17 protein-coding genes are annotated in these 24,574 nt (G+C 48.2%); 4 read left to right on the top strand and 13 right to left on the bottom strand.

Annotation, left to right across the window (positions count from 1 at the left end; all coding sequences use genetic code 11):
• Positions 1-75 precede the first annotated feature (75 nt).
• The 3 genes from gntR to IEV89_RS14070 all read right to left on the bottom strand — a co-directional run bounded on the left by gntR (position 76) and on the right by IEV89_RS14070 (position 3,962).
• Complete coding sequence (gntR, locus tag IEV89_RS14080; protein WP_188474160.1) at positions 76-1,071, bottom strand: gluconate operon transcriptional repressor GntR; 996 nt, start codon at positions 1,069-1,071, stop codon at positions 76-78.
• 410 nt (positions 1,072-1,481) lie between these two features.
• Entirely contained in the window at positions 1,482-2,177 is a 696-nt protein-coding gene (locus tag IEV89_RS14075) for a pirin family protein (RefSeq protein ID WP_188474159.1), read from the bottom strand.
• A gap of 528 nt (positions 2,178-2,705) precedes the next feature.
• Complete coding sequence (locus IEV89_RS14070) at positions 2,706-3,962, bottom strand: GGDEF domain-containing protein (RefSeq protein ID WP_188474158.1); 1,257 nt, start codon at positions 3,960-3,962, stop codon at positions 2,706-2,708.
• 694 nt (positions 3,963-4,656) lie between these two features.
• Here IEV89_RS14070 and olsF point away from each other — a divergent pair.
• A complete protein-coding gene (gene olsF, locus IEV89_RS14065) occupies positions 4,657-6,357 on the top strand; it encodes a bifunctional ornithine lipid synthase OlsF (protein WP_188474157.1) in 1,701 nt (566 codons plus the stop codon).
• Positions 6,358-6,438: 81 nt separating this feature from the next.
• Here olsF and IEV89_RS14060 read toward each other — a convergent pair whose 3' ends face one another.
• From IEV89_RS14060 to fabZ, 3 genes are all read right to left on the bottom strand, one after another.
• Positions 6,439-7,605, bottom strand: a complete 1,167-nt coding sequence (locus tag IEV89_RS14060) for a serine hydrolase domain-containing protein (RefSeq protein WP_229746484.1) — start codon at positions 7,603-7,605, stop codon at positions 6,439-6,441.
• A gap of 206 nt (positions 7,606-7,811) precedes the next feature.
• On the bottom strand, positions 7,812-8,600 hold the full coding sequence (locus IEV89_RS14055) for a spermidine synthase (RefSeq protein ID WP_188474155.1): 789 nt from the start codon (positions 8,598-8,600) through the stop codon (positions 7,812-7,814).
• 38 nt (positions 8,601-8,638) lie between these two features.
• Positions 8,639-9,094, bottom strand: a complete 456-nt coding sequence (gene fabZ / locus IEV89_RS14050; protein WP_188474154.1) for a 3-hydroxyacyl-ACP dehydratase FabZ — start codon at positions 9,092-9,094, stop codon at positions 8,639-8,641.
• 1,183 nt (positions 9,095-10,277) lie between these two features.
• Here fabZ and IEV89_RS14045 point away from each other — a divergent pair.
• The gene (locus tag IEV89_RS14045) at positions 10,278-11,030 is read left to right on the top strand and encodes a MipA/OmpV family protein (RefSeq protein WP_188474153.1); all 753 of its coding nucleotides are present in this window, start codon (positions 10,278-10,280) and stop codon (positions 11,028-11,030) included.
• Positions 11,031-11,657: 627 nt separating this feature from the next.
• On the opposite strand, the gene IEV89_RS14040 is transcribed toward IEV89_RS14045, so the two are convergent.
• The 5 genes from IEV89_RS14040 to IEV89_RS14020 form a co-directional block, all read right to left on the bottom strand.
• The gene (locus tag IEV89_RS14040; protein WP_188474152.1) at positions 11,658-13,085 is read right to left on the bottom strand and encodes an efflux transporter outer membrane subunit; all 1,428 of its coding nucleotides are present in this window, start codon (positions 13,083-13,085) and stop codon (positions 11,658-11,660) included.
• 1 nt (position 13,086) lies between these two features.
• The gene (locus IEV89_RS14035) at positions 13,087-16,248 is read right to left on the bottom strand and encodes an efflux RND transporter permease subunit (protein WP_188474151.1); all 3,162 of its coding nucleotides are present in this window, start codon (positions 16,246-16,248) and stop codon (positions 13,087-13,089) included.
• A 2-nt stretch (positions 16,249-16,250) separates the two neighbouring features.
• Positions 16,251-17,411 (bottom strand): efflux RND transporter periplasmic adaptor subunit, encoded by a 1,161-nt coding sequence (locus tag IEV89_RS14030; RefSeq protein ID WP_188474150.1) that lies wholly within the window; start codon positions 17,409-17,411, stop codon positions 16,251-16,253.
• Positions 17,412-18,068: 657 nt separating this feature from the next.
• Complete coding sequence (locus IEV89_RS14025) at positions 18,069-19,289, bottom strand: MFS transporter (RefSeq protein WP_188474149.1); 1,221 nt, start codon at positions 19,287-19,289, stop codon at positions 18,069-18,071.
• Between the two features lie 191 nt (positions 19,290-19,480).
• Positions 19,481-20,683 carry a BaiN/RdsA family NAD(P)/FAD-dependent oxidoreductase gene (locus tag IEV89_RS14020; RefSeq protein WP_188474148.1) on the bottom strand — a complete coding sequence of 401 codons (1,203 nt, stop codon included), beginning with the start codon at positions 20,681-20,683 and terminating at the stop codon, positions 19,481-19,483.
• Between the two features lie 317 nt (positions 20,684-21,000).
• Here IEV89_RS14020 and pitA point away from each other — a divergent pair, with 317 nt between their 5' ends.
• Positions 21,001-22,515 (top strand): inorganic phosphate transporter PitA, encoded by a 1,515-nt coding sequence (gene pitA, locus IEV89_RS14015; RefSeq protein WP_188474147.1) that lies wholly within the window; start codon positions 21,001-21,003, stop codon positions 22,513-22,515.
• Between the two features lie 90 nt (positions 22,516-22,605).
• Here pitA and uspB read toward each other — a convergent pair whose 3' ends face one another.
• Positions 22,606-22,941, bottom strand: a complete 336-nt coding sequence (gene uspB / locus IEV89_RS14010) for a universal stress protein UspB (protein WP_188474146.1) — start codon at positions 22,939-22,941, stop codon at positions 22,606-22,608.
• A 363-nt stretch (positions 22,942-23,304) separates the two neighbouring features.
• On the opposite strand from uspB, the gene uspA reads away from it, so the two are divergent.
• Positions 23,305-23,772 carry a universal stress protein UspA gene (uspA, locus tag IEV89_RS14005; RefSeq protein ID WP_188474145.1) on the top strand — a complete coding sequence of 156 codons (468 nt, stop codon included), beginning with the start codon at positions 23,305-23,307 and terminating at the stop codon, positions 23,770-23,772.
• Positions 23,773-23,826: 54 nt separating this feature from the next.
• Here uspA and rsmJ read toward each other — a convergent pair whose 3' ends face one another.
• Positions 23,827-24,573, bottom strand: a complete 747-nt coding sequence (rsmJ, locus tag IEV89_RS14000; RefSeq protein WP_188474144.1) for a 16S rRNA (guanine(1516)-N(2))-methyltransferase RsmJ — start codon at positions 24,571-24,573, stop codon at positions 23,827-23,829.
• Position 24,574 lies beyond the last annotated feature (1 nt).

The following is a 24,574-nucleotide window of genomic DNA, read 5'->3' as shown; positions in this document are numbered from 1 at the left end:
GACGTTATCGCAGTTTGGCGCATATCAGCGGTTCCCATACTGCGCCCTTCCCAACACGTGATCAGTCAGACCGGCTCAGATACTTCCGCCCGCTGAAATGGTAAACCCGACATCCACCATTCTTGGTGTCACGACTTCGCCGCGTAATCTTGCCAACAACCGTTCAGCGGTAATTTGCCCCATGCGTTCGCGCGGCGTTAGAACACTGGCAAGCTGAGGCTCCATCGCCTGCCCCATGTTATGACCATGGAAACCCGCGATCGCCATCTGCGATGGAATATGTAATCCCTGCCGCTGACATTCAAAAAACGCGCCCGCCGCGAGATCATCGTTAGTGCTAAAAATGCTGTCAATCTGCGGCCACTCCTTCTGCGCCTGTTTAAGTAACTCGGCACCTGCCGAATAGCTCGATGAACGACGGGTCATGACGCTGTAAGGCAGAAGCCCGGACTCATACATTGCCTGCTCATAGCCCTGCTGTTTAATTATCGTTCGCTCATCCTGACGTGCGCCGAAATAGACCACGTGACGGTGACCACGGGCAATGATTTGCTGAGTCATTTGCCGTGCGGCTTCGAAGTTATTGAAGCCAACCGCCAGATCGACGCATGGCGATACGCAGTCCATCATCTCGACCACAGGAATGCCCGCCACTTCGATCATCTTCAGAGTACGCACCGTGTGGCTGCGCTCGGATAAAATCAGGCCATCGATGTTGTAGGAGAGCAGTGATGTCAGCCGCTGCTCTTCGCGCTCAGGACTGTAACCATAGTGCGCCAGCATGGTCTGATAGCCGTGAATATCCGTCACACTTTCGATACCACGCAAGACTTCGGCAAACACCTGGTTGGTCAGTGAGGGCAGCAGCACGCCGATGGCGCGACTTTTAGCATTGGAAAGAATTTCCGGGGCACGGTTGGGGATGTAACCCAGTTCATCGAGTGCGGCGGAGATTTTCTCCTGCAACGCGGCAGAAACCTGTTCAGGATTGCGCAAATAGCGGCTGACCGTCATTTTAGTCACACCCACTTTATCTGCCACGTCCTGAAGCGCTGGCCTTTTTTTCTTCATATTCAATGAACTGAGTTAAGTAAGCATGAGGCTGATTTTAGCAAATATTCGCCCTGACGGATAACGCTACCTTGCGGTAATCAGAACAGCGTCACCAATATCCCCTGTGCTGGACGCACAACAAAGCATGATTTTTCATAGTGCTTCACTCCAGTGATGATGAAGGCACTGCCCCATTCTCTTGATGTCATCCTTACTGGCGTCATTTCAAAAACCGGTTTCCCCCCATTAAAAGAGACAATGAGAGCGCGTTCAAACATTGAATACTGGCGTACGCAATGTGATGAATAGGGTCATGAAACGGGGGGATTTCGGAACATTGCACGGGCAAGGGCTATATGGCAGGAAGTCGAGTCAGAAAAATGGGCAACCTGAGTTGCCCATCGTTATAAAGCCGAGTGTTAAATCCATCAGACTGGCGGCAGATCAAACAACAGGATTTCACTTTCTTCATCGGCATGCACCGACAAGGTGGCTTCATCCCAAATGGCCAGGGCATCACTTGGGCCCGCTTTCTGGCCGTTGATGGATACCGTGCCTTTTACCACCTGGATCCACACGCGACGTTCCGGCTGAATCTGATAAACAGATTGTTCATCTTTCTTCATCGCCCAGCGTGACAACTCCATATCCTGGAACACTTTCAACGAGCCATCCCGGGCATCAGGTGACAGCACCAGTTGACGGCCCTGCGGCGCATCGAACAGGCGTTGCTCGTAACGTGGCTCGATACCTTTAGTTTCAGGCAGGATCCAAATCTGATACAGGTGCAATTTTTTGTCTTTATTGCCGTTGTATTCAGAATGGGTAACGCCGGTACCGGCGCTCATGATCTGGAATTCACCCGCCTGAATCTGCTCTTTGTTACCCATGCTATCCTGGTGCTCCACAGTGCCTTCCAGCACATAGGTCAGGATTTCCATATCTCTGTGTGGGTGCTTACCAAACCCCTGTCCCGCGTCGATAAAATCTTCATTGATCACCCGCAGCGCGGAGAAACCCATAAAGTTTGCATCGTAGTAATCGGCGAAAGAAAAAGTGTGCCAGCTGTCGAGCCAACCATGGTTGGCGTGACCGCGTTCTTGTGCTTTGCGTAAGTAGATCATGTTCAACTCTCCTCAATGTTTTCTCTAGTCTAGTCAACGGCTGAGAATAAGAAAGCGTAAAAAACTCACTCCTCTGTTCAAAAAATATGAACAAATGCAGATAGCTAAATTCAAAGGATTTGTTGGAGATTTGCACGTGTTTTGGCGACGATGAAGAGAAATGTTTTCAACATAGTTTGCATTGCAGGAAGGCGGTCAGTAAGCGAATCCCGATAAGCTTGCAGGCGTCAGTGATTTGGGTGAGCGCGCACACAGTCAACGCATCTGCGGCTCAAAATAGGAACAAAAAAAAGCCAGCACCCGGCTGGCTAAATAATACTGGAAGCAATGTGAGCAATGTCGTGCATTCATGGGGACCCGTTTGACCATGGTGTGTGGCCATCCCCGGAACACATGACAATAATAATCATTATCATTCGCACTTGTAAAGGATTATTTTGAACCAAGAGATCATTTGATTCCGGCGAAAAGACAGATAAATTCAGAGGTTATTCAAGGAGTCACTACCACAGCATAGAGCCCGATGCCTTAGCACTTTCCAGCCATCACTTTATTACGTCCCGATGTTTTTGCGCGGTACAGTGCGTCATCCATGCGTTTGAACAGGCTGACGGAGTCCTCATTAGCCTGATACTGTGCGACGCCAATGCTTACCGTCAACTGTGGCAGATTGGGCTGGAAAAGTTGTTGAACGGCTTTACGCAGGGATTCCGCCACATGCAATGCCCCTTCCAGGTTGGTCAGCGGCAGTAGGATAACGAACTCCTCGCCTCCCCAGCGAAATACCGTATCGCTGTCACGAATACCAGCCTCAAGCGCTCTGGCGAGTGAGATCAGCGCTTCGTCACCCTTATGGTGGCCATGCTGATCGTTAATCGCTTTGAAGTGATCGGCATCAACCAGCATCAGGCTGAAGTCTTGATCTAAATATTGGGTCTTGGCATAGGCACGCTCAACCCGTTGCAAAAACTGACGACGATTGCCGAGCCCCGTCAGCGCATCGCGCAGGGCGGCATCCTCGAGTTCCTGCTCCAGACGTTTCTGTTCGGTAATATCATGAATGATGCACAGCATCAGCCGAACACCGTCCAGCTCCACCGGACCGGCATAAGTCTGCACGTGACGGAGATTACCGTCAGCCAGTTTATGAATAAAATTAAGAGGCTTATGGCCGCCGGGTAATCTGGAAATCTCATGCATGATCGGCAGGACATCGCGGCCCAACACGTTGATGTCCCAGGTATGCTTCAGGCACATCTGTTCGCGCGAGTAACCATAAAAACGCGAGGCAGCCAGATTGGCATACAGAATCCGCCCTTCTGCCGCCGGGTCAATAAGCAGTATCGGTGCAGTATTGGTATGAAACAAGCGCTCGTAAAAACCCCGTTCATCGCGGCAATATGGCGTAGCACACTCAATATCCGGGCAAGGGCTGACTACCGGCATCACCACGCCGGAGGCATTAATCCCTTCGAAAATAATCGCCGTTTCCTGCGCCTCAAGATGCATCAGCGAGAGATGGCCGCTCAGTGGAAAGGCATTGCCGTCACGTTGAACGGTCCAAATTTCGACGATTTGTTCATCTTTAAGTAAAGCGGGCAAATAGGATCCCAGTAATTTCTGGGCATGGGCTGAAAACTGCCCGTGACGTAGCTCCGCTAACTGGCCGTGAGGTGCCAGTTTTTTTGCAGCGCTATTAGCAAAAACGATTTCCTGATTCTTTGGTGAAACAACCCAAACCGGGGTGCTCAGAATATTCAACGCGTCAAGATGGGGTTGCAGCATAAGCGATCCCGAATACTGTTTGACATAAAACCACCATACAACGATTCCCCTCTAATTAACTGATTTTCTGCTCCGAACAGGCTACGAAAATGACTTATCCGTTCAGGCTTGCTGGCGGGTACGCAGAACATCAGTGAGCGGCAAGGAGCTGTGGAAGCCAACACTACAACTACCCTACCTCTCTGGGAGGAGATTGGGCAGCAGCGAATTGTCGTAAAAACTGTTAAAAATCAGACTCAATTTCGTATAATTCTATTATGAGGTTCATTAGGAATCCACATCATGAATAAATTTATTTTTATACAGAAGCCGCGGGTCTTCAGCTATTCGATAGCAAATATTTTCCATCCTGAAACCTACAAATTATTGAAGATAAGGATAGAGAAGTATTGAGCTGGAAATTGAAACTGACGGTAGGAATGAAGAGTCGCTTTGCTTGCCAGACATTAAGGACCTTATTGAATAAATCGTATTTAATTGAATAGCCCGCAGCATCAGTTATCACATAAAGCATGATCCTAAGTGAATAGGATAATTATCATTGGTTAGAATTCAAACAATAACCTGATAGACCATAGTTATCGCAAAGGATGCGACATTTCCTTATGATTATTTCCACGTTCTGTCATTTCCCTGCAATTTCTCTGTCATGTGCGCTGCTTATGTTCTGAGTAACTTAACCGGAGGACATCCTATGTTCAGCATGGATACCGTACTTCAGGATTTAGACCCACAGCGTATTACCCCGCCCTGGCAGCGCAGTCTGTTAAAAACCCTGTTCCATGAGAAAGAGTTTCACCAGTTGGCGGACCAGAACCGCCATCTAAAAGGCATGGATATGGTGGAGCAGGTGCTGGAATATTTCGATATTCGCTGCGAACTGGCCGAACGCGACCTCGAACAAATCCCCAGTTATGGTCCAGTGATCGTGGTAGCCAACCACCCTATCGGTACGCTTGACGGGCTGGCGTTGTTGCACGCCATCGCCTCAGTACGTTCCGACGTCAAAGTTGTAGCAAACCGCTTGTTATCACGAGTGGAATCGCTTAGCAGTCTGATGATTCCCGTGGATAACATGGGCAATCGCACCCAGCGTTCGCAGGTGTCAGCCATGCAAGAACAACTGGAAAATCAGGGCGTCCTGATTGTTTTCCCAGCCGGTGAAGTGTCACGCCTAACGTCCAAAGGTGTGCGCGATGGCCGCTGGCATACCGGATTTATCCGCATGGCAGCCAAAGCCCGTGCGCCGATTGTGCCGGTGCATATCGGTGGGGCTAACAGCGTATTATTTTATCTAAGCTCGCTGATTTACCGGCCACTCTCCTCGCTATTGCTGGTACGCGAGATGTTTCGCCAACGTGGCAACTGCCTGAAATTACAGATTGGCGCGCGCATTCCTTACGCCAGTTGGTATGACGGACATACTCACGCCAATGATCTGGCCGAACGCTTTCGTCGCCACGTTTACCGTCTTGGGCAGAGCAAAGAGGGGTTATTTCAGTCGGAATCGGCCATTGCCCGCGCCGAAGATCGCGCGGTGCTGAAACGTGCGCTGGAAGCCAGTGAGAAACTGGGCCAGACGCCGGACGGCAAGCTGATCTATTTGTACCGTCGCAACGGTGAGGACTATGTACCCGTGCTACGCGAACTGGGCCGCCTGCGCGAAATCGCCTTTCGCGCCGTGGGGGAAGGCAGCGGTCGCCGCCGCGATTTAGATAGCTACGATGATGAGTACTATCATCTGGTTTTATGGGATCCACAGGATTTGGAAATCGTCGGCGCATACCGTTTTATTCCCACCGCCGGGCGAGGGAGTCAGAAAGGTTTAGAGAGTATTTATAGCCAAAGTTTGTTCCATTATGGAAACCAGATGGACCCGATACTGGAGCAGGGAATTGAGCTGGGTCGTAGCTTTATTCAGCCGGCCTACTGGGGCAAACGCGGGCTGGATTATCTGTGGTTAGGCATCGGCGCGTATCTGGCAAAATATCCGCAAACCCGCTATTTATTCGGCCCGGTGTCGATTTCAGGCGGTTTCCCTCTGGTCGCCCGCGACCTGCTGATCGCATTTTACCGGCTCTATTTCGCCCCTACGCTACCGCTCGCAACCTCTCGCCGACCTTATCCGGCATCACTGCCGGACGTACTGGCACAGTTTTCCGGGGACGACTACCCGCAGGATTTGCAGCGCCTGAAGCGATTACTCAGTAATTTAGGATGCAGCATTCCGCCACTTTATAAACAGTACTCAGAACTTTGTGAAGCTGGCGGCGTACAGTTTATCGATTTTGGCTCCGATCCGGCGTTCAATCATTGCATCGATGGGCTGGTACTGGTTGATCTTCATCAGTTAAAACCGGCAAAATTTGAGCGCTATATTGGTGTACATCAGTAGAACGTTTCGCGATTCCCCCGCGCGTTCGGATCTACCTGAACATTGTCATCTCTTCGAAAAGGCTCAGCACACTGAGCCTTTTTACTTACAGGTTCCGCGGTAGTCGTCCGCCATTGCCATTTTTAACAGCAAATCATGGCCAATATAGTTGCTCCAGTTGAATGAATTCTGTAATACCACTACGGCATTTTTATGCTTTTTATCGAAACCGATATAACTGGAATAACCGCCGATATACCCGACCTGATAGGTGATAATTTGATTATCTTTATGGTCGGTCACCCATGCAATATTGGCCGCTTCGATCTCTCTCTGAAAATAGATTTTTTCAGAAACCAATATTGCCGAATTAAGATCGCTGCTTTCTGAATCAGTAATATGTGCACGAAGATATTTCATTAAATCATCTACATTGCTATACAAGCTAGCCGCTGCGACCATATTATTGGTGAAATACCAGTCAGGAACGACGGCTCCACGGCGAATAAACTTCGGCTGATCGCCTGCATGGCCAATCGCACGATAGGGATAGGCTTTTAACCTTGGGGCATCGAAGCTGGTACTGCTCATCTTCAACGAGTGGAATATAAAGTCATAAGACAACTGCTGGATATCTTCTCCCGTTTTTAATTTGATGATATACCCCAGCAGGGCATAACCCAGATTAGAATACAGCGGCACCCGTTTTTGCGGCCTTTTAAATGACGATAAATCATTCACCACCGAGTCGCTGTCCAGCTCACTATAGAAATTGTCGCCGGTAAACAGATAGCTTAGGAAGCTCTGCAGCATATGTGCATTCATGTTTTGTCGGGGTAAGCCAGACGTGTGGGTCACCAGTTGCAACAATGTGATGTGCTTTGCGTCATCACTGAGAAGCGTATTTTTCGGCAATAAATCAGCAAGATTATCGTCCCACTTCAGTTGTCCTTTATCGACCAGCCCCGCCACCACTTCACCTGTCACACCTTTGCTGATTGAACCCAGCGCAAACAGGGTTTCCCCATCAATTGGGTAACGATTGTCCGCATTGGTATAGCCATATCCCCAGGTTCGTGGAGCCCCATCATTTCTGATGATACCCACCGCCATACCGGTGTTTTTTTCCTTATTCATATATTGACGAACAATGCCGTCGACCAGATCATCAATATTTTTTGTGCAGGCGAGTTGCTTCACCTTATGCGGGCTTTCATCAACCTGCATCTCGGACAAGGTTCCGCAGGACGTCAGAAGCAGCGGGAGCATGATGCTTAACCCCGTAAATCCCCTTATTATTTTTTTCATTGCGTTGATTTTTAAAGCCTAATGACGTGGGGGTAATAACGGATGTACATCGGATAACCTTGCCAGAACAAAATTTGTGTGCCCGTTAACTGATTACAGCCCGTAGACTGAGCTATTTCTAAAATATTTCAATAAGTTAGTCATCTTTTTCCAGCACATATGGTAAGTTAAAGACAACGCAAAAAGTTAATTTTTCTCGACAGGTAATCGACATTACTGCCAAGTTGTAACAACAGTTGGTTAGCCTGGCTTTTCTTTTCGTCCAGAGAGCTGTCATGAGGCTTTTTGGCCGCATAAATGACAACGTTTCCGCTCGGTACGATGCAGTAAAGAACCTCGTCAAATACACGATGCAGTGCATCATATAATGAACTACCTACCTTGGGTACTTCGTGATAATTCATCACCAGCCAACCATGATCATGCATTTTATTCAGGCACAGCCGCAAAAAACGTTCTGTTCCCTGAAGAGGATCCATGGTGAAGGCAGAATACAGATCAGAAAAAATAAGGTCATAACGAGGAAGAGAGAGATTATTTAAATAGTCTCCAGCATCGTTAATGTAATAGGTTATTTTATCTGATGAGGGTAATGAAAAATACTCACGAGCGATGGAGAGAACACGCGACCTCAATTCTACGACGTCGAGTGTTAATTGACTATCGAGAGCATACAGGGAACGAACTAAAGACCCGCCACCAAGCCCGAGTACCAGCGCCGTGTTTGATGAGGTGAAGGCAGTTGCCATCAGCATCGCTTTAATATAATTATGTATTGGTAAGCAAGTGTCGCTTTTGAGCATTTTACTTTGCTCATTAATGCCATCAAATCGCAGTACTCTATACTTCGTTGAATCAGTGACGATAATATTACCGTACTCATCGCTTTCTTTAGCGATAGTATTACCGCTGGTCAGCAATGTTATTTTATTTAAAAACGCATCTATCGTTACCATTATTCATACCCACTCAGACGACAAACAAAGAAGGAAAGTTATTTCCTTACGCACATGAATTTCGCTGTGCAGACTCTTTTTCCCGACACGGTTGCCACACCGGCCAACTGCACAATCATCCCTCTTTTGCGGATAAAAGAGACATCCAGCTCTAATTGATCACCAGGATAAACCGCATGGTAAAAGCGGGCCCGATTAATGGCGGCAAAATAATACACTGCGTCTGAATGAGTATCACCTAATACCTGTTTTGCAAGGAGAACCGTTGCCTGCGCCAGAGCTTCAATAATCAACACGGCGGGAAATGCAGTATGCAACCTGGAGCCCACAGGTATTGCTGAATCACTACTCGTCACATTTTTAATCGCCTTAACATGCATACCATTAACATCGTTTCGCATTGAAATAATTCGGTCAATCAGCAAGAAAGGATAACTGTGTGGAAGAAGTAAAATTATTTTATTGATATCTATAGGCTCTACTTTCTGTAGCATTTCGCACTCCAATAAAGCTTCTTTGAATAAGTCGGATTGAAATAAAAGGCTTCCCTGTCAGTCCCTTCTTTAAGCAACCCGTACACATTTTGACATGCCTGTCCGCGTCATTTTTTTATTATTCGGAACATCACCGCCGCCTGATGTCAGACGGCATACTCCGCCAGCCAGCACCTCCATCGGTTCTCGGCGGGGTCAGCGCGGGGATGCTCTGCTCTTACGGCACCCATCATGATACCGCATTGTGGCGCAACGACGGTCGGCTAAATCATGGTTGCGAAAGATACAGATATGATGATTGAGGACATCATTCACTCAATAAATGGCATGTCGGCCGTGATGGGTGACATTTCACTCACATCAGGAGAAAAAATCAGGGCATCATGCAGACAAAGGCGTTCTCCGGCAAAGAGAGAGTGTCGCACAACAAGCTCCCTGCTGATAGAGGAAGCCAGGATCAGAGAGTTCGCGTTGTTATTGCCTGACGTTCAAATGCACTCAGACCTTACATCCTGTATTGGTGGATTTCTGCATCGGTCAGGTTGCTCAGGAAGAGGTCCGCGCAGATAACCTCGTGGGCAATCACGCCGATGGAAGTTTTGAATGAAGCTAGTATCTTGTGGTTGCGAGACGATGTTTTTTTCACGTTAGAATTTAAAAAATGTAGAGAACAACGCATCGAACATCCTGAAGTCCGATGCTATATAGGTTTCCGCTACCTATGAATCCCCCGCCTCATCCCTAATTTCGGATATGTGAATATTGTTTATTATTAAATATTTATTAATTTCCACAAACCAAACAGTATTGTTAACATAGTCTACTTTTCAATAAAATTTATTTTGTCTGATTTTATTTTCTTTTCGCATTACCACATCGCCATCCCTCTTACTCATTCCTATTGTAGGTTTTGTGAAAAGCATCTTGCTAACCAACATTAAAATAAGAATACTACATTAAATGCATCAGTGAACGCCCACGCCATTTTAGCGGGCGAGTTATAGAGTGGGTCTGTTACGTAATTTTTTCGATAAGTCTGTAACATGCCATGTCTGAAAATCACTTTCCGTTAAATAACAAACACAGATCGCCCTGACTGGGGTGAAATAGTTCACAACAGCCAGAATGGAGAGAAAGCTTGTTGCCAGGCCATCCTCTTTTTATTGAACCTTGGGATTAGAAAATGATTAAACCAAATAAATACCTTACATCCATTACCATGGTTCTTTCGATGGTGATAATAAAAAATTCAGCAGCGGATGATTTATCGATCGGAGCCGCCGTTGCGATTAAAAACAGTCCTTATAAAGGGGTAAGTTCAAAAGCATCCCCCCTTCCTTTTGTTGACTATGACTCATCTTACTTTTTTATACACGGTTTAGGTGCCGGTGTTCATATATACAAGGATGATCATAATGAATTTAACCTATTAGGTAACTACTCTCCGATGGAGTTCAAGCCAGGAGACAGTGATGACCCACAGTTAAAAGAACTGTATAAGCGAAAATCGACCATAATGGCTGGTTTTTCTTATATTCATCACGATGTCTGGGGACTTATTCATGCGAATATCATGAGAGATACATCAGGCGTGACTAACGGCATGACCAGTGATGTAGGGTACAGCTATCGCTTCGAATGGGATAAATTTCAGCTGACTCCCGGCGTCGGTGTCTCATGGAGCAGCAAGAAGCAGAATGAATACTACTATGGTATCAGCCAGCAAGAATCCAGGCGTAGCGGATTGAACACCTACGACCCCAACGACAGCCTATCCCCCTATTTACAGATGACTCTGGATTACCCGTTCTTAACCAACTGGAAAGCCTCTATCAATGTGCGTTACAGCGCGCTATCCAGTGATGTTAAAAATAGCCCTATGGTTGACAAGTCGGATATGAGTTCATTAGGGATAGGGGTGAATTATAAATTCTAATATTATTAATGGCACTGCCCGTTAGATTATCCAACGTTTCTACCACAACTGTTATTTATTAACCGGGAAATTATTTCACCAGAGAGGGTTTTGAAGTTTGTCTGGACTCACAATGTTAAACGGAGTTTAGAACCATCATGAAAACAATAAAGCCCTGGGTTATCTACCTTCAAAACCCAAACCTATCTCCTGATAATTTTGGTGAGTGTTAACTGCTCACCAAAATTATACTCCAGTATATTTACCCTATACATACACGATATTTCTTTCATTTTAGCTTGTAGGGGAAAATGTCACTTAATGTCTTCTGATATGTTGCCTCAGGTAACGTGATAAACCTCGTATTTTCCTACGTGCATACAGGTTGTTATTTTTATCCGCATAAAAACAGTAAGGCTGGATAATCCCTCATCCAGCCCCGAAACATACCCCACCGGTTTATATTCTTTGGATCTTTTCTGAACTCCGTACTGTTCTCGCTCGACTAAGAATCCGTCATCATTGAATAATGCCTGATGCGGCGACAACCCTTTAACGCTTCCCTGTCGTTGTCATGATGTAGCCGGTCAGTTGAGCCACGGATAAGTCCGCGCTCTGCTGCGGGTGGTATTGCTGCAAATAATACCATCAGTGACTGATATCTGATTCTTTCAGCGCGGTTCCTCCGCCCATCACCTTGTACAGAGTAATCAAGTTCTCGTAATACTCCTGCTGAGTACTCACCAGTGAGGTTCGCGCGGTATAGAGCGTACGTTGGGCATCAAGAGCATTCAGCCAGCTATCCACACCATTCTGATATCGCAAGTCGGCCAAATGGTAATAACTTTCTGCCGCGGTAACGTAGTTCTGCTGGCCGGTGAGTTGCTCATTTATTGTGCCTCGTCGGGCCAGCGCATCGGCAACTTCCTGGAATGCTGTCTGAACCGCCTTTTCGTAAGCAGCTATGTAGTATTCCTTCTGGGCTTTGGTGTAATTCAGCTGAGAAGTGTTATATCCGCCTGAGAAAATGGGCAGAGAAATACTGGGAGAGAATGACCATACCCCGGCCCCATGCTTGAACAGAGATGAAAGGTCAGAACTGGCCGCTCCGCCGCTTGCCGTAAGCGAGATGCTTGGGAAGAAATTGGCTCGGGCAGCGCCGATACTGGCATTGGCTGACTTAAGGTTGTGTTCCGCTTCGAGCACATCAGGCCGATTCAGTAAAACGTCAGAAGATATACTCGCCGGTATTTCCCGGAACGCATGTGAAAGCGTGTCGATTCCCTCAGGTAAAAGATTGTCGGGAACGGTTTTTCCGACGACAAGATCCAGCGCATTTTTGTCCTGAGCCACACTGGTTTTATAACTCGCCACATCAGCAAGTGCAGATTGATATGTGGTTTCAGCGGAAGAGACATCCACCATTGATGCCGTCCCGTGGCTAAGCTGCGCCTTTATAACGTCCAATGATTGACGTGCACTTTCAGCGGTTTCTTTCGCGACCACCAGATTGCTTCGATCTGCGGCGAGTGTCAGCCAATAGTCAACCGTATTATAAAGTACAGTTAGACGAGTACTCCGCGCTCCCTGAAGAGTACTGAGATAGCTTTCATACTGCTCGCGCGTCAAACTTTTATTCTTCCCAAACAGATCCAGCTCAAAGGAACTCACGCTGGCATCGCCCTCATAACTGGAGCTCACTGCCGTCTTGTTACCCTCGCCGGTGAGTGAACGGGCGCGACTCCCACTCAGTTCAGCATTGATGGTCGGGAAAAGATTAGAGCGCTCCTCTCCATACTGAGCGCGAGCGGCTTTCACATTGGCAACCGCTTCGCGCAGATCCCGGCTACTGTCTAGTGACATCGCCACAACCTGCCGGAGTCTGCTGTCCAGGATATAATCATGCCAGCCAGTGTCACGATAATGTCCCGCAGTCACCTTGCCCAAACCGGCATAAGCTTCCCCTTTGGGAGACGTTGCCGGTGTCGCTAATTCTGGCCGCTTATAATCTGGATCTAATGAAATACAACCCGCTAACAACATTGGCAAACATAAAATCAGAAGCTTAAAGGTCATTTTATTCTCCTTTCCCTTCATCGGCATCACGCACGTCGTTATGTTCAGCCGGAAGTCCCGGGAAGCGGCGTCTTACCAGAACGAAGAACAGAGGGACCAAGAATATGGCAAGTAAGGTGGCCGTAATCGTCCCGCCAACGATACCCGTCCCGATTGCAATCCGGCTGTTCGCTCCTGCTCCGGAAGAAACCGCCAGAGGTAATACGCCAGCTGTAAAGGCAAGGGACGTCATAATGATGGGACGAAGACGCATGGAAGCGGCATGAATAGCGGCATGCATGAGATCTTCTCCCTTGCGATAATTATCCTCGGCAAATTCCACGATAAGGATCGCATTCTTGGCTGACAGTCCAATGATGGTTAGGAGAGCGACCTGGAAATAAACATCATTTTCCAGCCCGCGTAATGTGATAGCCAGAAGGGCCCCAATGACACCAAGGGGAACGACCATCATTACGGAAAAAGGTACTGACCAACTTTCATACAGTGCTGCCAGGCAAAGAAACACCACAATCAGAGAAATGCCGTAGAGGGACATAGCTTGATTGCCCGAGAGTTTTTCTTGGTATGAAAGGGACGACCAAGAGTACGTAATTCCTGACGGTAATTTATTAGCCAGTTTCTCCATCGCCTTTATTGCATCCCCGGAACTGCTGCCAGAAGAGGCACTCCCTTGAATTTCGTAAGAAGACAGTCCGTTGAAGCGTGAGAGAGTATCCGCTCCGTATACCCAATGAGAGGAGGCGAAAGAAGAAAATGGTACCATCGTACTATTGCCATCACTGTCAGTCCCGCGAACAAACCATTGGTTGATATCCTCTGGCTTGCTACGATATTCCGAATCGCCCTGCACATAGACTTTTTTCACACGGCCACGATCCACAAAGTCATTAATATAGGTACCGCCGATCGCGGCGCTTAGCGTGTCGTTAATATCACTCACTGAGACACCAAGGGATTGTGCCTTATCATCGTCAATGTCGACCTGGAGCTGTGGCAGGTCCGGCAAGGTATTGGCCCTAACGCTATCCAACGATGGATCTTTAGCCGCCTCAGAAATGAGTTGGTCACGGTATTTAATCAGCGTACTGGCGTCAGTCCCCGCGCGCGCCTGCAGTTCAAAAGTGAAACCATTAGACTGTCCGAGTCCAGAGACCGCTGGCGGGGTCAATACGAAAATTTGTGCATCCCGGATCCGCGATAAGTTCATCATGGCTCGCCCAGCAATGGCATTGGCACTATTTTCACTGCCTTTACGATCATCCCAGTTTTTAAGTGAAATAAAACCGATACCCGCGTTTTGGCCACTACCAGCGAAGCTGAAGCCGTCAACCAGCATGCCGACATTGACGTTATTTTTCTCCTTGGTTTGAAAATACTCCTGGATTTGTTTACGCACTTCACGGGTGCGGTTTTCAGTGGCACCCGGGGCCAGCGTATATTGCACCATGATATAACCTTGGTCTTCAGTAGGAAGAAACCCGGTCGGCAGTCGCATATACAGGACAGCACAGCCCAACAGAATCACCCCGTAAACAAGAATAAAGCGCATTGGTCCATGAATAACGCGACCGACCCCATTCTTGTACCGATTTTGAATGGCACTGTATGTGCGGTTAAACCATTCAAAGAAACGATTACCACTACTTTGATGATTATGTGGTTTAAGCAAGGTGGCACATAGGGCTGGAGTCAGTGTAAGAGCCACTATCACTGACAGCACCATTGATGAAACGATGGTGATCGAGAATTGTCGGTAAATAACGCCGGTAGAGCCGCTGAAAAAAGTCATCGGGAGGAAAACGGCGGAAAGCACCATCGCAATCCCTATAAGCGCCCCGGTTATCTCTCTCATCGATTTTTCAGTGGCCTGACGAGGAGGGAGATTCTCCTCACGCATTACGCGCTCAACGTTTTCGACTACCACGATGGCATCATCAACCAGCAACCCGATGGCCAGCACCATACCAAACATCGTGAGCGTGTTTATGGAATAACCGAAGGCCGAAAGAACACCAAAGGTTCCCAGCAGCACCACCGGAACAGCAATCGCCGGGATTAATGTTGTGCGGATATTTTGCAAGAAAACAAACATCACCAAAATAACCAGCAAAATGGCTTCGCAAAGCGTTTTAATAACTTCTTTAATCGATACTTTAACAAAGTCTGTGCTGTCTAGCGGGTAAGAAACCACATAGCTGGCAGGCATATTTTCCTGAAATTCAGCCACTGTTTTTTTGACTGCTTCTGCTGTCGAAAGCGCATTAGCCCCTGAAGCTAGTTGAACCGCAATCCCGGCCGCCGGATGGCCATTAGCCATAACGTTAGCACTGTAATCCTCATTACCCATCTCAACGCGCGCCACATCGCTGAGTCGGACAGCTGAACCGTCTGATTTACTCTTAAGAATAATATTACGGAATTGCTCTGGAGTATGAAGGCGTGAACGTGACTGAACGGTCGCGACAAGTTGCTGTTCTTTACCTGAAGGCATCGCACCAAGTTGACCGGAGGAGACCTGCGTGTTCTGACTCTCAATCGCCGTTGTCACATCGGAGGGCATCAGTGAATAAGCCGCGAGTTTGACCGGGTCTAACCAGATGCGCATCGCATATTCTGAGCCAAATACCTGAACGCCACCCACGCCTGAAACACGCGCGAGCGAGTCCTGCATATTACTCACAAGGTAGTCTGCGACATCAGCAGAGGTACTTTTATTGGTTTTGTCATAAAGCGCCATAATAAGCAGGAAGTCGCTTTGCGCTTTTTCGACGGTCACACCTTGGGAAGTGACAGCATCCGGCAGACGACTTTCTGCCTGCTGAACTTTGTTCTGAACCTGAACCTGTGCAATATCTGGGTCAGTACCCTGTTTGAAGGTCACTGTAATTTTTACCTGACCCGTAGAAGCCGTACTGGTCGAAGAAAAATACAGCAGGCCATCAAGACCGGTAAGCTGCTGTTCGATAACCTGAGTCACACTGCTTTCAAGCGTTTCAGCCGATGCACCGGTATAGGTTGCCTGGATCGTGATCTGAGGGGGAGCAACGTCTGGATACTGTGCAATCGGGAGGCTGTTTATGCTGATAATGCCAAAAAGCATAATAACAATGGCAATGACCCATGCGAAAACCGGTCGTCTGATAAAAAATTGTGCAAGCATGCTTAATTGCCCCCAGAATTTTTGCTGGAAGCTTGGTTCACAGCACTACTGCCAACCTCCGTGGTTTTAACCTCCATACCAGGCTGAACTTTGCCAGTACCTTCCGTAATAAGACGGTCACCCGCCTTGAGGCCACTGGTGATCAGCCACTTATTCCCAATCACGCGATCAGTGATCACATTTCGGCTCTCAACCTTATTGTCCTTATCCACAATAAGAGCTGTCGCATTGCCCTTTGCATCACGGGTAATGCCCTGTTGAGGAGCCAAAATAGCATCGTTACGCGTCCCTTGGCTTACCGACGCCCTGACATACATTCCAGGAAGAAGCTCATGCTCCTTGTTAGGGAAAATAGCTCTGAGTGTGACGGTTCCTGTGGATTCATCCACCGAGACTTCTTCCAGTTCAAGCCGGCCTGCATGCTGGTATTTTGTCCCATCGTCTAACGTTACGGTCACAGGGACAGCTTCTTCTTTTTGACCTGATTGCTGTTGCTGCTGTTTCTTCAGCTTCAGCAGTTGTGTACTGGACTGAGTAAGGTCAACATAAATCGGATCCAGCACTCTTATCGTTGCCAGTGCATCGGTCTGGCTCGCGGTGACAAGCGCACCCGGCGTAACCGATGAAATACCGATGCGGCCAGAAATTGGCGCCTTAATTTTGGTATATTCGAGATCAAGACGGGCACTTTGCGCGGCAGCGCGATACTGCGCCACTGATGCAACATTCTGCTGGTAGGTCGCTTCGGCATCGTCGGCATCCTGACGGGTCACCCCTTTTTCTCGCAGTAACGCCGCATAGCGTTGAGCTTTAAGCTTGCTGCTTTTCACCACGGCGATAGCATTATTCATCTGCGCAACCGCTTCATCATAACTGGCCTGATAAGTGGCTGGGTCAATCTGGTAAAGAACCTGCCCCGCGTGAACCTCGTCACCTTCCGTGAAAAGCCGTTTCTGAATGATGCCACCGACCTGCGGTCTGACATCAGAAACCATCGTCCCGGTGACGCGTCCCGAAAGTTCACTGTAAAGGGTAACGGGCTCAGATTTTAGGGTTACCACGCCCACTTCAGTAGGAATTGATCCCGGTCCTCCTGCATTTTTCTGATCGCAACTGACCACCAAAAACACAAGCCCTACAATAAACAGTTTTTTAAAAACCATAAGTGAATTGATCCTAAGTGAACGCTCATTCTCAATTTTTCATTTTACCTGTCTTGTTAAAAACCGTGTGTAATTAATACGAAAATAAATTGTATTGAAATTGAAAGCAAACAAGATAAATAGATCCGCCCTTTATTAAAGAGCATGCCTTGTCGTGGTTTATCGAGGCAGTGACCTATTTATTTTGACGCGTTCAACTTATTGATATAAATGAAAATATTCTATAAGCAAGTCAAACAGTTATTCTGCTAAGGGCTTGGTATCCGCCACGTATACGCCTTTGAGTATGGCGACTCATACCCTTTCCTCAAAAAAATGAATTTTTGTTTCTATACATTAGGGAAATTAATGGCAGTGCATTTTTAATTTAACGGCGAGTCAGTGACGAATATACACACTCTCTCAATATAAGAGTCTGCTTTTATCTTTTTGATATTTAAGATTTTTATTATATATAGAATTTTAGTGCTGATAACTCATGATGGTAATCATTGTGTCATTTAAATAGAGCGGATTGTATGACAAGGCTTCCTAAACCCTTTTCTACATCCTATAAACCACTCTGTGGTTTATAGGATGGCGGTTTTTTGCCGTTGGCCTTAACGAGGTTGCACGCCATGATTTCACATCCTGCTACCTCATCGGTTCCCCTCTTAATCAGGATTTCGGCAGGGTAAAGTAATGTTTCAAAACGAGCCTGCCAAAAATCACCCAGATCAACAGGGCACACAGTGCGATTACCCCCAGAGTGATAAATGCAAAACTCCATGATGACGTATAGCTGACAATGGCCCCGGCCAGCGCAGGACTGAGTGAAGCGCCCACCCCCTGCAGTAACATCACCAGGCCAAGCGCTGCGTTAATATGCCCTGTACCATTAAACAACGACGCAATCAGTCCAGGAACAGCCACCCCCAAAATACCTGCGGCAATACCGTCCAGAGCCTGAACAGGGAATAAAACGAACTCATTGCCCCCAAAGGACGCAATGGCTGCACGAAACGGCAACACGATGAGTGCAATTAAGATCAGCCTTCCGTAACCATACTGAGAAGCATATCGCGCCGTCAGCAAGGCTACGGGGATCATGACGGCCTGCGAAATCGCCACCGTTAATGCGGCATATGTGCCTGGTGTGAACATTGAACCCGAGGTTGAGGAGGCTACCTGCATACTTAACATGGGCAGTTGTGCCGCATTGGCCAGATGGAAGAGAAGCAGAGTGAATCCCGTTACCGCCAACTCAGGTCGCTTTAGTAGCGCAAAAAACTGGACAGGAACTACCGGGCCATCCTGTTTTTCAATACCCCGGGCCACATTATGGTCTATCTCTTTTTTGTTAATCCCTAATGTACATATGACGGTGCACACAGCCATCGTCGTCATCAGTAAAAATACCGATCCTGTCCCCCAAATCCAGCAGGTTAACGCGGCCAATACCGCAACCGCCATGTTACCACTGTGGTTGAAAGCTTCATTTCGGCCCATTTGATCCAAAAAGCCTTTCTGACCGGTAATGCCTAAGGTTATTCCAGCAATAGCCGGCGCGATGATCGCGGCCGCTACACCGGTTATGATTTGCGATAAAATAACGACGGCTGAAGTAGGGAAATACCAGAGGGCAAGTGTGCTGAAAGTAATCAATACGGATGAGGTGATAATTAACAAGCGTTTGTAACGCGTGGCATCAACAATCATCCCTGAAGGAAAAGTGGCCAATAACCCGGCCAGGCCGCCCACCGTCATGACAAGACCAATCTCATTCGCCTGCCAGTGATGGGATACCAGAAATATTCCCAAAAAAGGCCCAAGTCCGTCACGGACATCGGCGATAAAAAAGTTGAGTAAACAGAGAACTTGTAGTGAACGTAATTTCATATGAGATAAAAACCCTCACAAAACAAATATTGACTGACTACAGGTTAGAAATCAGCGTGCGGATCAAGCCTTCTATGCCCTGCCAAAATGCTTCATCTCTGGCAAAAAAGACGGATGAAGTATAGCGAAGGTACAGATGCAAAGATTCCGAAAGCTTCTTATGCACAAGCTTTATGGTTTATGTACAAAGATTATTGTTCCCGCGCAACACTCAGCGCCTGTGCACAGGCCCACGCAGAGCTCCATGCCCATTGGAAGTTATAGCCGCCCAGCCAGCCAGTCACATCCACCACTTCGCCGATGAAATACAAACCCGGCACTTTTTCAGCCGCCATGGTTTTTGACGACAGCGCTTTGGTATCAACCCCGCCCAGCGTCACTTCGGCGGTACGGTAACCTTCGGTGCCATTCGGCTGCACCTGCCAGTTCTGCAATTGCTCTACCAGTTCGGATTGTTGCGGTGCATTGAGCTGTTTCAGGGAGACGTCTGGCAGTTGCCCTAAGGTTTGCAGGCACTCCACCAGCCGTTTTGGCAACTGTATTGCCAAGGTATTTTTCAAGCTTTGATTAGGGTGTTCCTGTCGTTGAGAATCCAGAAACCCTGCCAGATCGACATCAGGAAGTAAGTTAACACTTACAAACTCCCCTGGCTGCCAATAACTCGACAGCTGTAAAACGGCCGGTCCGGACATCCCGCGGTGGGTAAACAGAATGCTTTCACGGAACACCGTGCCATCTTCCGCAGTCAGCACCGACGGTACCGATACGCCGGACAGCATTTGAATATGGTCGAGTAGCGGTTTATGCAGAGTAAAAGGCACCAGCCCGGCACGGGTCGGTAGGACTTTTAGCCCAAATTGCTCAGCCAGGCGGTATCCCCAAGGCGAAGCGCCAAGACCCGGCATTGATAATCCACCGCTCGCCACCACAAGTGAGTGAGTACTTACAGTTGAACCATTCACTTTGATTTCAAAGCCAGTTTGGTTTTTTTCGACCTCAGTGATCTCGCTACGCAGGCGGATATCTACGTTACCTTCGGCACATTCGCTTTCGAGCATGGCGACGATTTGCTGCGCCGAATCATCACAGAACAGTTGACCCAGGGTTTTTTCATGCCAGGCAATACCGTGACGGTTGACCATATCAATGAAATCCCATTGGGTATAACGTGCCAGTGCTGATTTACAGAAATGTGGATTTTGAGAAAGGTAAGCGGCCGGTTCTGTATAGAGGTTAGTGAAGTTGCAACGGCCGCCACCGGACATCAGTATTTTGCGGCCAAGTTTTTTGCCGTTATCCAGCAACATCACCCGACGGCCAGCCTGTCCAGCCAGAGCCGCGCAAAACATACCTGCTGCGCCAGCACCAACGACCACCACATCTACCTGTTCCACATCGGCCTCACTTGTCTTTAAATCTTCAGTTGCGTTTATATCAATGGCGCATTTAACTTGTCGCCGCAAACGCGCTACGGGCGGCGATTGTAAGGCGCGTGAGGGCTCGAAACCAGTCTGTCAGAACAAACACAGCGATAGTAAGTAAATGTTACGTCACATTGTGTGTGTAATTATTTGATTTAAAAAAGATTACTATCAAGTAAGGAGAAACATTAACTGCTTTTCGTCAAAAAAATGTCATATTTCCCTTTTACCGCCCCCCTGTTCTCGCAGATAATGCGCGGCGTTCATGACCACAAACTGGCGTAACAAATATGCTGCATTTATTTGCCGGGTTAGATCTCCATACCGGTTCGTTATTGATTCTCGCGTTACTGTTTGTACTGTTCTACGAAGCTATCAATGGCTTTCATGATACGGCTAACGCAGTAGCTACTGTCATCTATACCCGAGCAATGCGCTCGCAACTTGCGGTTGTCATGGCTGGGGTATTTAACTTCCTTGGCGTTATCCTCGGTGGTTTGAGCGTGGCTTATGCCATTGTTCATCTATTGCCAACAGATTTATTACTGAATGTCGGTTCTACTCACGGTCTGGCCATGGTGTTCTCCATGCTGCTGGCTGCCATCATCTGGAACCTCGGAACCTGGTATTTTGGCTTACCGGCCTCCAGTTCCCATACACTCATCGGTGCCATCATCGGCGTTGGTCTGACGAATGCCTTGGTCACCCACAGCTCAGTGGTTGATGCGTTAAACATTCCGAAGATGATTGGTATTTTCGCCTCATTAATCATTTCTCCGCTGGTCGGGATGATCATGGCCGGTACTATGATTTTCGTACTGCGCCGCTACTGGAGCGGTACCAAAAAACACGCACGGATTCATATGACGCCAGCCGAACGAGAAAAGAAAGACGGTAAAAAGAAACCGCCATTCTGGACACGTATCGGCCTGATTCTGTCTGCCATTGGTGTCAGCTTCTCGCACGGCGCTAACGACGGCCAGAAAGGCATCGGCTTGATTATGCTGGTGCTGATTGGTGTTGCTCCTGCGGGCTTCGTGCTAAACATGAACGCCACAGGTTACGACATTACCCGCACCCGCGACGCAGTGACGAACCTGCAGCAGTTCTACCGGCTCCATGCCGATGCCTTGCCGCACGTGGTAGCGCTGACTCCCATCGTACCGACTCCAGATGAAGCAGCAGCAAACGCAGCAGATACGCCAAAGGAAAAAGAGTTCCATTGCGACAGCTCTCACGCGATGGACGCGATTGATCGTACTCAAGCACTGCTGACAAACCTGCAATCCTACAGCGACCTGACACCAGAGCAGCGCAGCCATATGCGTCGTCTGCTGATGTGCGTAGCGGATACCGCAGACAAAGTGACCAAGCTGAATGAAACCACGGCAGCAGACAAACGCTTCCTGGCCGAGCTGAAAAGCGACATTCTGCAAACCGTAGAGTATGCCCCAATCTGGATCATCATCGCTGTCGCGCTGGCGTTGGCACTGGGTACCATGATTGGCTGGAGGCGCGTTGCGACCACCATTGGCGAGAAGATTGGTAAGAAAGGTATGACTTACGCACAGGGCCTGTCGGCGCAGTTAACCGCCGCCGTGTCGATTGGTGTCGCCAGTTATACCGGCATGCCCGTTTCCACAACCCACGTACTCTCTTCTGCCGTTGCGGGCACCATGCTGGTTGACGGTGGTGGCGTGCAGAGCAAAACTGTGAAAAATATCGCCATGGCATGGATCTTAACCCTGCCGGTATCGATTGTCCTTTCTGGTGTGCTGTACTGGATTGCGCTAAAACTGATTTAAATCGGGTAAGTTGAAATAAGAAAGGCGGCTTAATATTAAGCCGCCTTTCTCTTTTTTCGAAGTCTCAAAACATCCTCCATTCACCGATCATTAATACCAAATCAGCATTGCTACCATGCTGATGAGTATTAACCCTACCAATGCGGTAGTAAGAACAAACTGTCCCCGCACGCGTTCACAACGGCGGATAAACTCGGGATCATGATGATCGTTATAACGCTGGGCATAGATGTACCGCACCAATCTGATCTGCTTAACCGGTTGCCCATGCGCGGTGAAAAAACCACCGCCATCGACATACTGATACAGCAGAGGATCGCATCCGCGTAACACCACCAGCAATGCCCGCAAAGACGAGTAGTAACGCAGCATATTCACTACGCAGACAAAACATAAAGCCCAAAACAGCGCAACGGGACTGATCATAATTCCCCCTCAAGACGAATTTACAACGCACCGTGCCACTTTTAAATAGCGCCAGCCCGCCGCTTCGCCTTACCGCCTAAGACATCTCATCTCGGGTCAAACTACCCCGCCTCCCCTATTATCGCCAAAAATATCAAGGACGTCTGGCGTACAAAGCCAGCCCCTCATTATTTAGTGTAGGAAACGAAATGAAAAAAGGGGAAACATCTTCATATCATTTGCTTATATGCTTTGCGTGAGGACCACTTTTTCGAAACGAGGCAGCGGTCTTGATTTCTCTGGACGTTTTAGCGCTATACTAAAAACATGAAAATTGCATGATGCTGATATCGCTATTAACTGATTTATGAAAGGAGTTTTCTTATGTCTTACAAACACATACTTATTGCAGTTGATCTGTCTCCCGAAAGCAAAGTTCTGGTTGAGAAAGCGGTTTCTATGGCGCGTCCGTATAACGCCAAAGTGTCTTTGATCCACGTTGACGTAAATTACTCTGATTTATACACCGGTCTGATTGACGTCAACCTGGGCGATATGCAGAAACGCATCTCTGAAGAAACACATCACGCACTGAATGAACTTTCGCAAAACGCGGGTTACCCCATCTCAGAAACCCTAAGCGGCAGCGGCGATTTAGCCCAGGTTTTAATCGATGCCATCAATAAATACAGCGTCGATTTAGTGCTATGTGGCCACCATCAGGACTTCTGGAGCAAGCTGATGTCTTCAGCCCGCCAGTTGATCAACACCGTTCATATTGACATGTTGATCGTTCCACTGCGTGATGAAGACGATGACGAAGAAGACGACGACGACGCTGCTTCAGACTAATGTGTTAATACCGCTAAAAAGGAGAGGTGAATACTTCTCCTTTTTATAACGTTTTTATAACGGCGTATAAATGTCAAAGCGGTGACTTTTGGTTGTTAACGCGGCCTGTGCGGGCAGACCCGCCATCGGCGGAGCGTAGTCAGGTCGTTTGACCACAATACGCTTGGTGGCCAGGCGACGTGCCGGTTCCAGTAAACCATCAGCATCATTATCTGGGCCAACTAACCCCTGAAAAACCCGCATCTCTTTCTTCACCAGCGCGCTTTTCTGCTTGTGTGGATACATCGGGTCAAGATAGACCACCTCAGGTTTTGGCGTCAAATCCGCCAGAGCCGTCAAGCTGGAAGCATGCAATAGCGTCATGCGCTCACGCAGCCATGGGCCAATTTCCGCATCGCGGTAACCGCGCTCCAGACCATCGTCAAGCAGTGCAGCCACCACCGGATTACGCTCCAGCATCCGCACATGACATCCGAGTGATGCCAGCACGAAAGCATCGCGCCCTAATCCTGCTGTGGCATCAACCACATGAGGTCGGTAACCGCCTTTGATGCCGACCGCTTTCGCGACCGCCTCACCGCGGCCGCCGCCGAATTTACGCCGGTGCGCCATGGTGCCGCCGACAAAATCGACATAAATTGCGCCCAGTTTTGGCTCATCTCGCTTATGGAGTTCAAGGCGTTGTGACGTCAGCACCAGCGCCATCACGGCACCGTCATCTGACGTCAGGCCCCAGCGTTCAGCCAGAATAGATAAGGCGCCTGCATCGGCGCCTTCTTCACAAATTAAACAGATACTCACT

This window comes from Hafnia psychrotolerans (assembly GCF_014639435.1).
Lineage (GTDB): Bacteria > Pseudomonadota > Gammaproteobacteria > Enterobacterales > Enterobacteriaceae > Ewingella > Ewingella psychrotolerans.
Note: the sequence above shows the minus strand (reverse complement) of the source record. Positions and strands in the feature narration are given on the sequence as shown.

Excerpts from the sequence above, each read along its gene's own strand:
- gntR (WP_188474160.1), bottom strand. The coding sequence starts at position 1,071 with ATGAAGAAAAAAAGGCCAGCGCTTCAGGACGTGGCAGATAAAGTGGGT.
- IEV89_RS14055 (WP_188474155.1), bottom strand. The coding sequence starts at position 8,600 with ATGGTAACGATAGATGCGTTTTTAAATAAAATAACATTGCTGACCAGC.
- olsF (WP_188474157.1), top strand. The coding sequence starts at position 4,657 with ATGTTCAGCATGGATACCGTACTTCAGGATTTAGACCCACAGCGTATT.
- uspB (WP_188474146.1), bottom strand. The coding sequence starts at position 22,941 with ATGATCAGTCCCGTTGCGCTGTTTTGGGCTTTATGTTTTGTCTGCGTA.
- IEV89_RS14045 (WP_188474153.1), top strand. The coding sequence starts at position 10,278 with ATGATTAAACCAAATAAATACCTTACATCCATTACCATGGTTCTTTCG.
- uspA (WP_188474145.1), top strand. The coding sequence starts at position 23,305 with ATGTCTTACAAACACATACTTATTGCAGTTGATCTGTCTCCCGAAAGC.
- IEV89_RS14040 (WP_188474152.1), bottom strand. The coding sequence starts at position 13,085 with ATGACCTTTAAGCTTCTGATTTTATGTTTGCCAATGTTGTTAGCGGGT.
- IEV89_RS14025 (WP_188474149.1), bottom strand. The coding sequence starts at position 19,289 with ATGAAATTACGTTCACTACAAGTTCTCTGTTTACTCAACTTTTTTATC.
- IEV89_RS14035 (WP_188474151.1), bottom strand. The coding sequence starts at position 16,248 with ATGCTTGCACAATTTTTTATCAGACGACCGGTTTTCGCATGGGTCATT.
- IEV89_RS14030 (WP_188474150.1), bottom strand. The coding sequence starts at position 17,411 with ATGGTTTTTAAAAAACTGTTTATTGTAGGGCTTGTGTTTTTGGTGGTC.
- IEV89_RS14070 (WP_188474158.1), bottom strand. The coding sequence starts at position 3,962 with ATGCTGCAACCCCATCTTGACGCGTTGAATATTCTGAGCACCCCGGTT.
- IEV89_RS14075 (WP_188474159.1), bottom strand. The coding sequence starts at position 2,177 with ATGATCTACTTACGCAAAGCACAAGAACGCGGTCACGCCAACCATGGT.
- pitA (WP_188474147.1), top strand. The coding sequence starts at position 21,001 with ATGCTGCATTTATTTGCCGGGTTAGATCTCCATACCGGTTCGTTATTG.
- IEV89_RS14060 (WP_229746484.1), bottom strand. The coding sequence starts at position 7,605 with ATGCTCCCGCTGCTTCTGACGTCCTGCGGAACCTTGTCCGAGATGCAG.
- fabZ (WP_188474154.1), bottom strand. The coding sequence starts at position 9,094 with ATGCTACAGAAAGTAGAGCCTATAGATATCAATAAAATAATTTTACTT.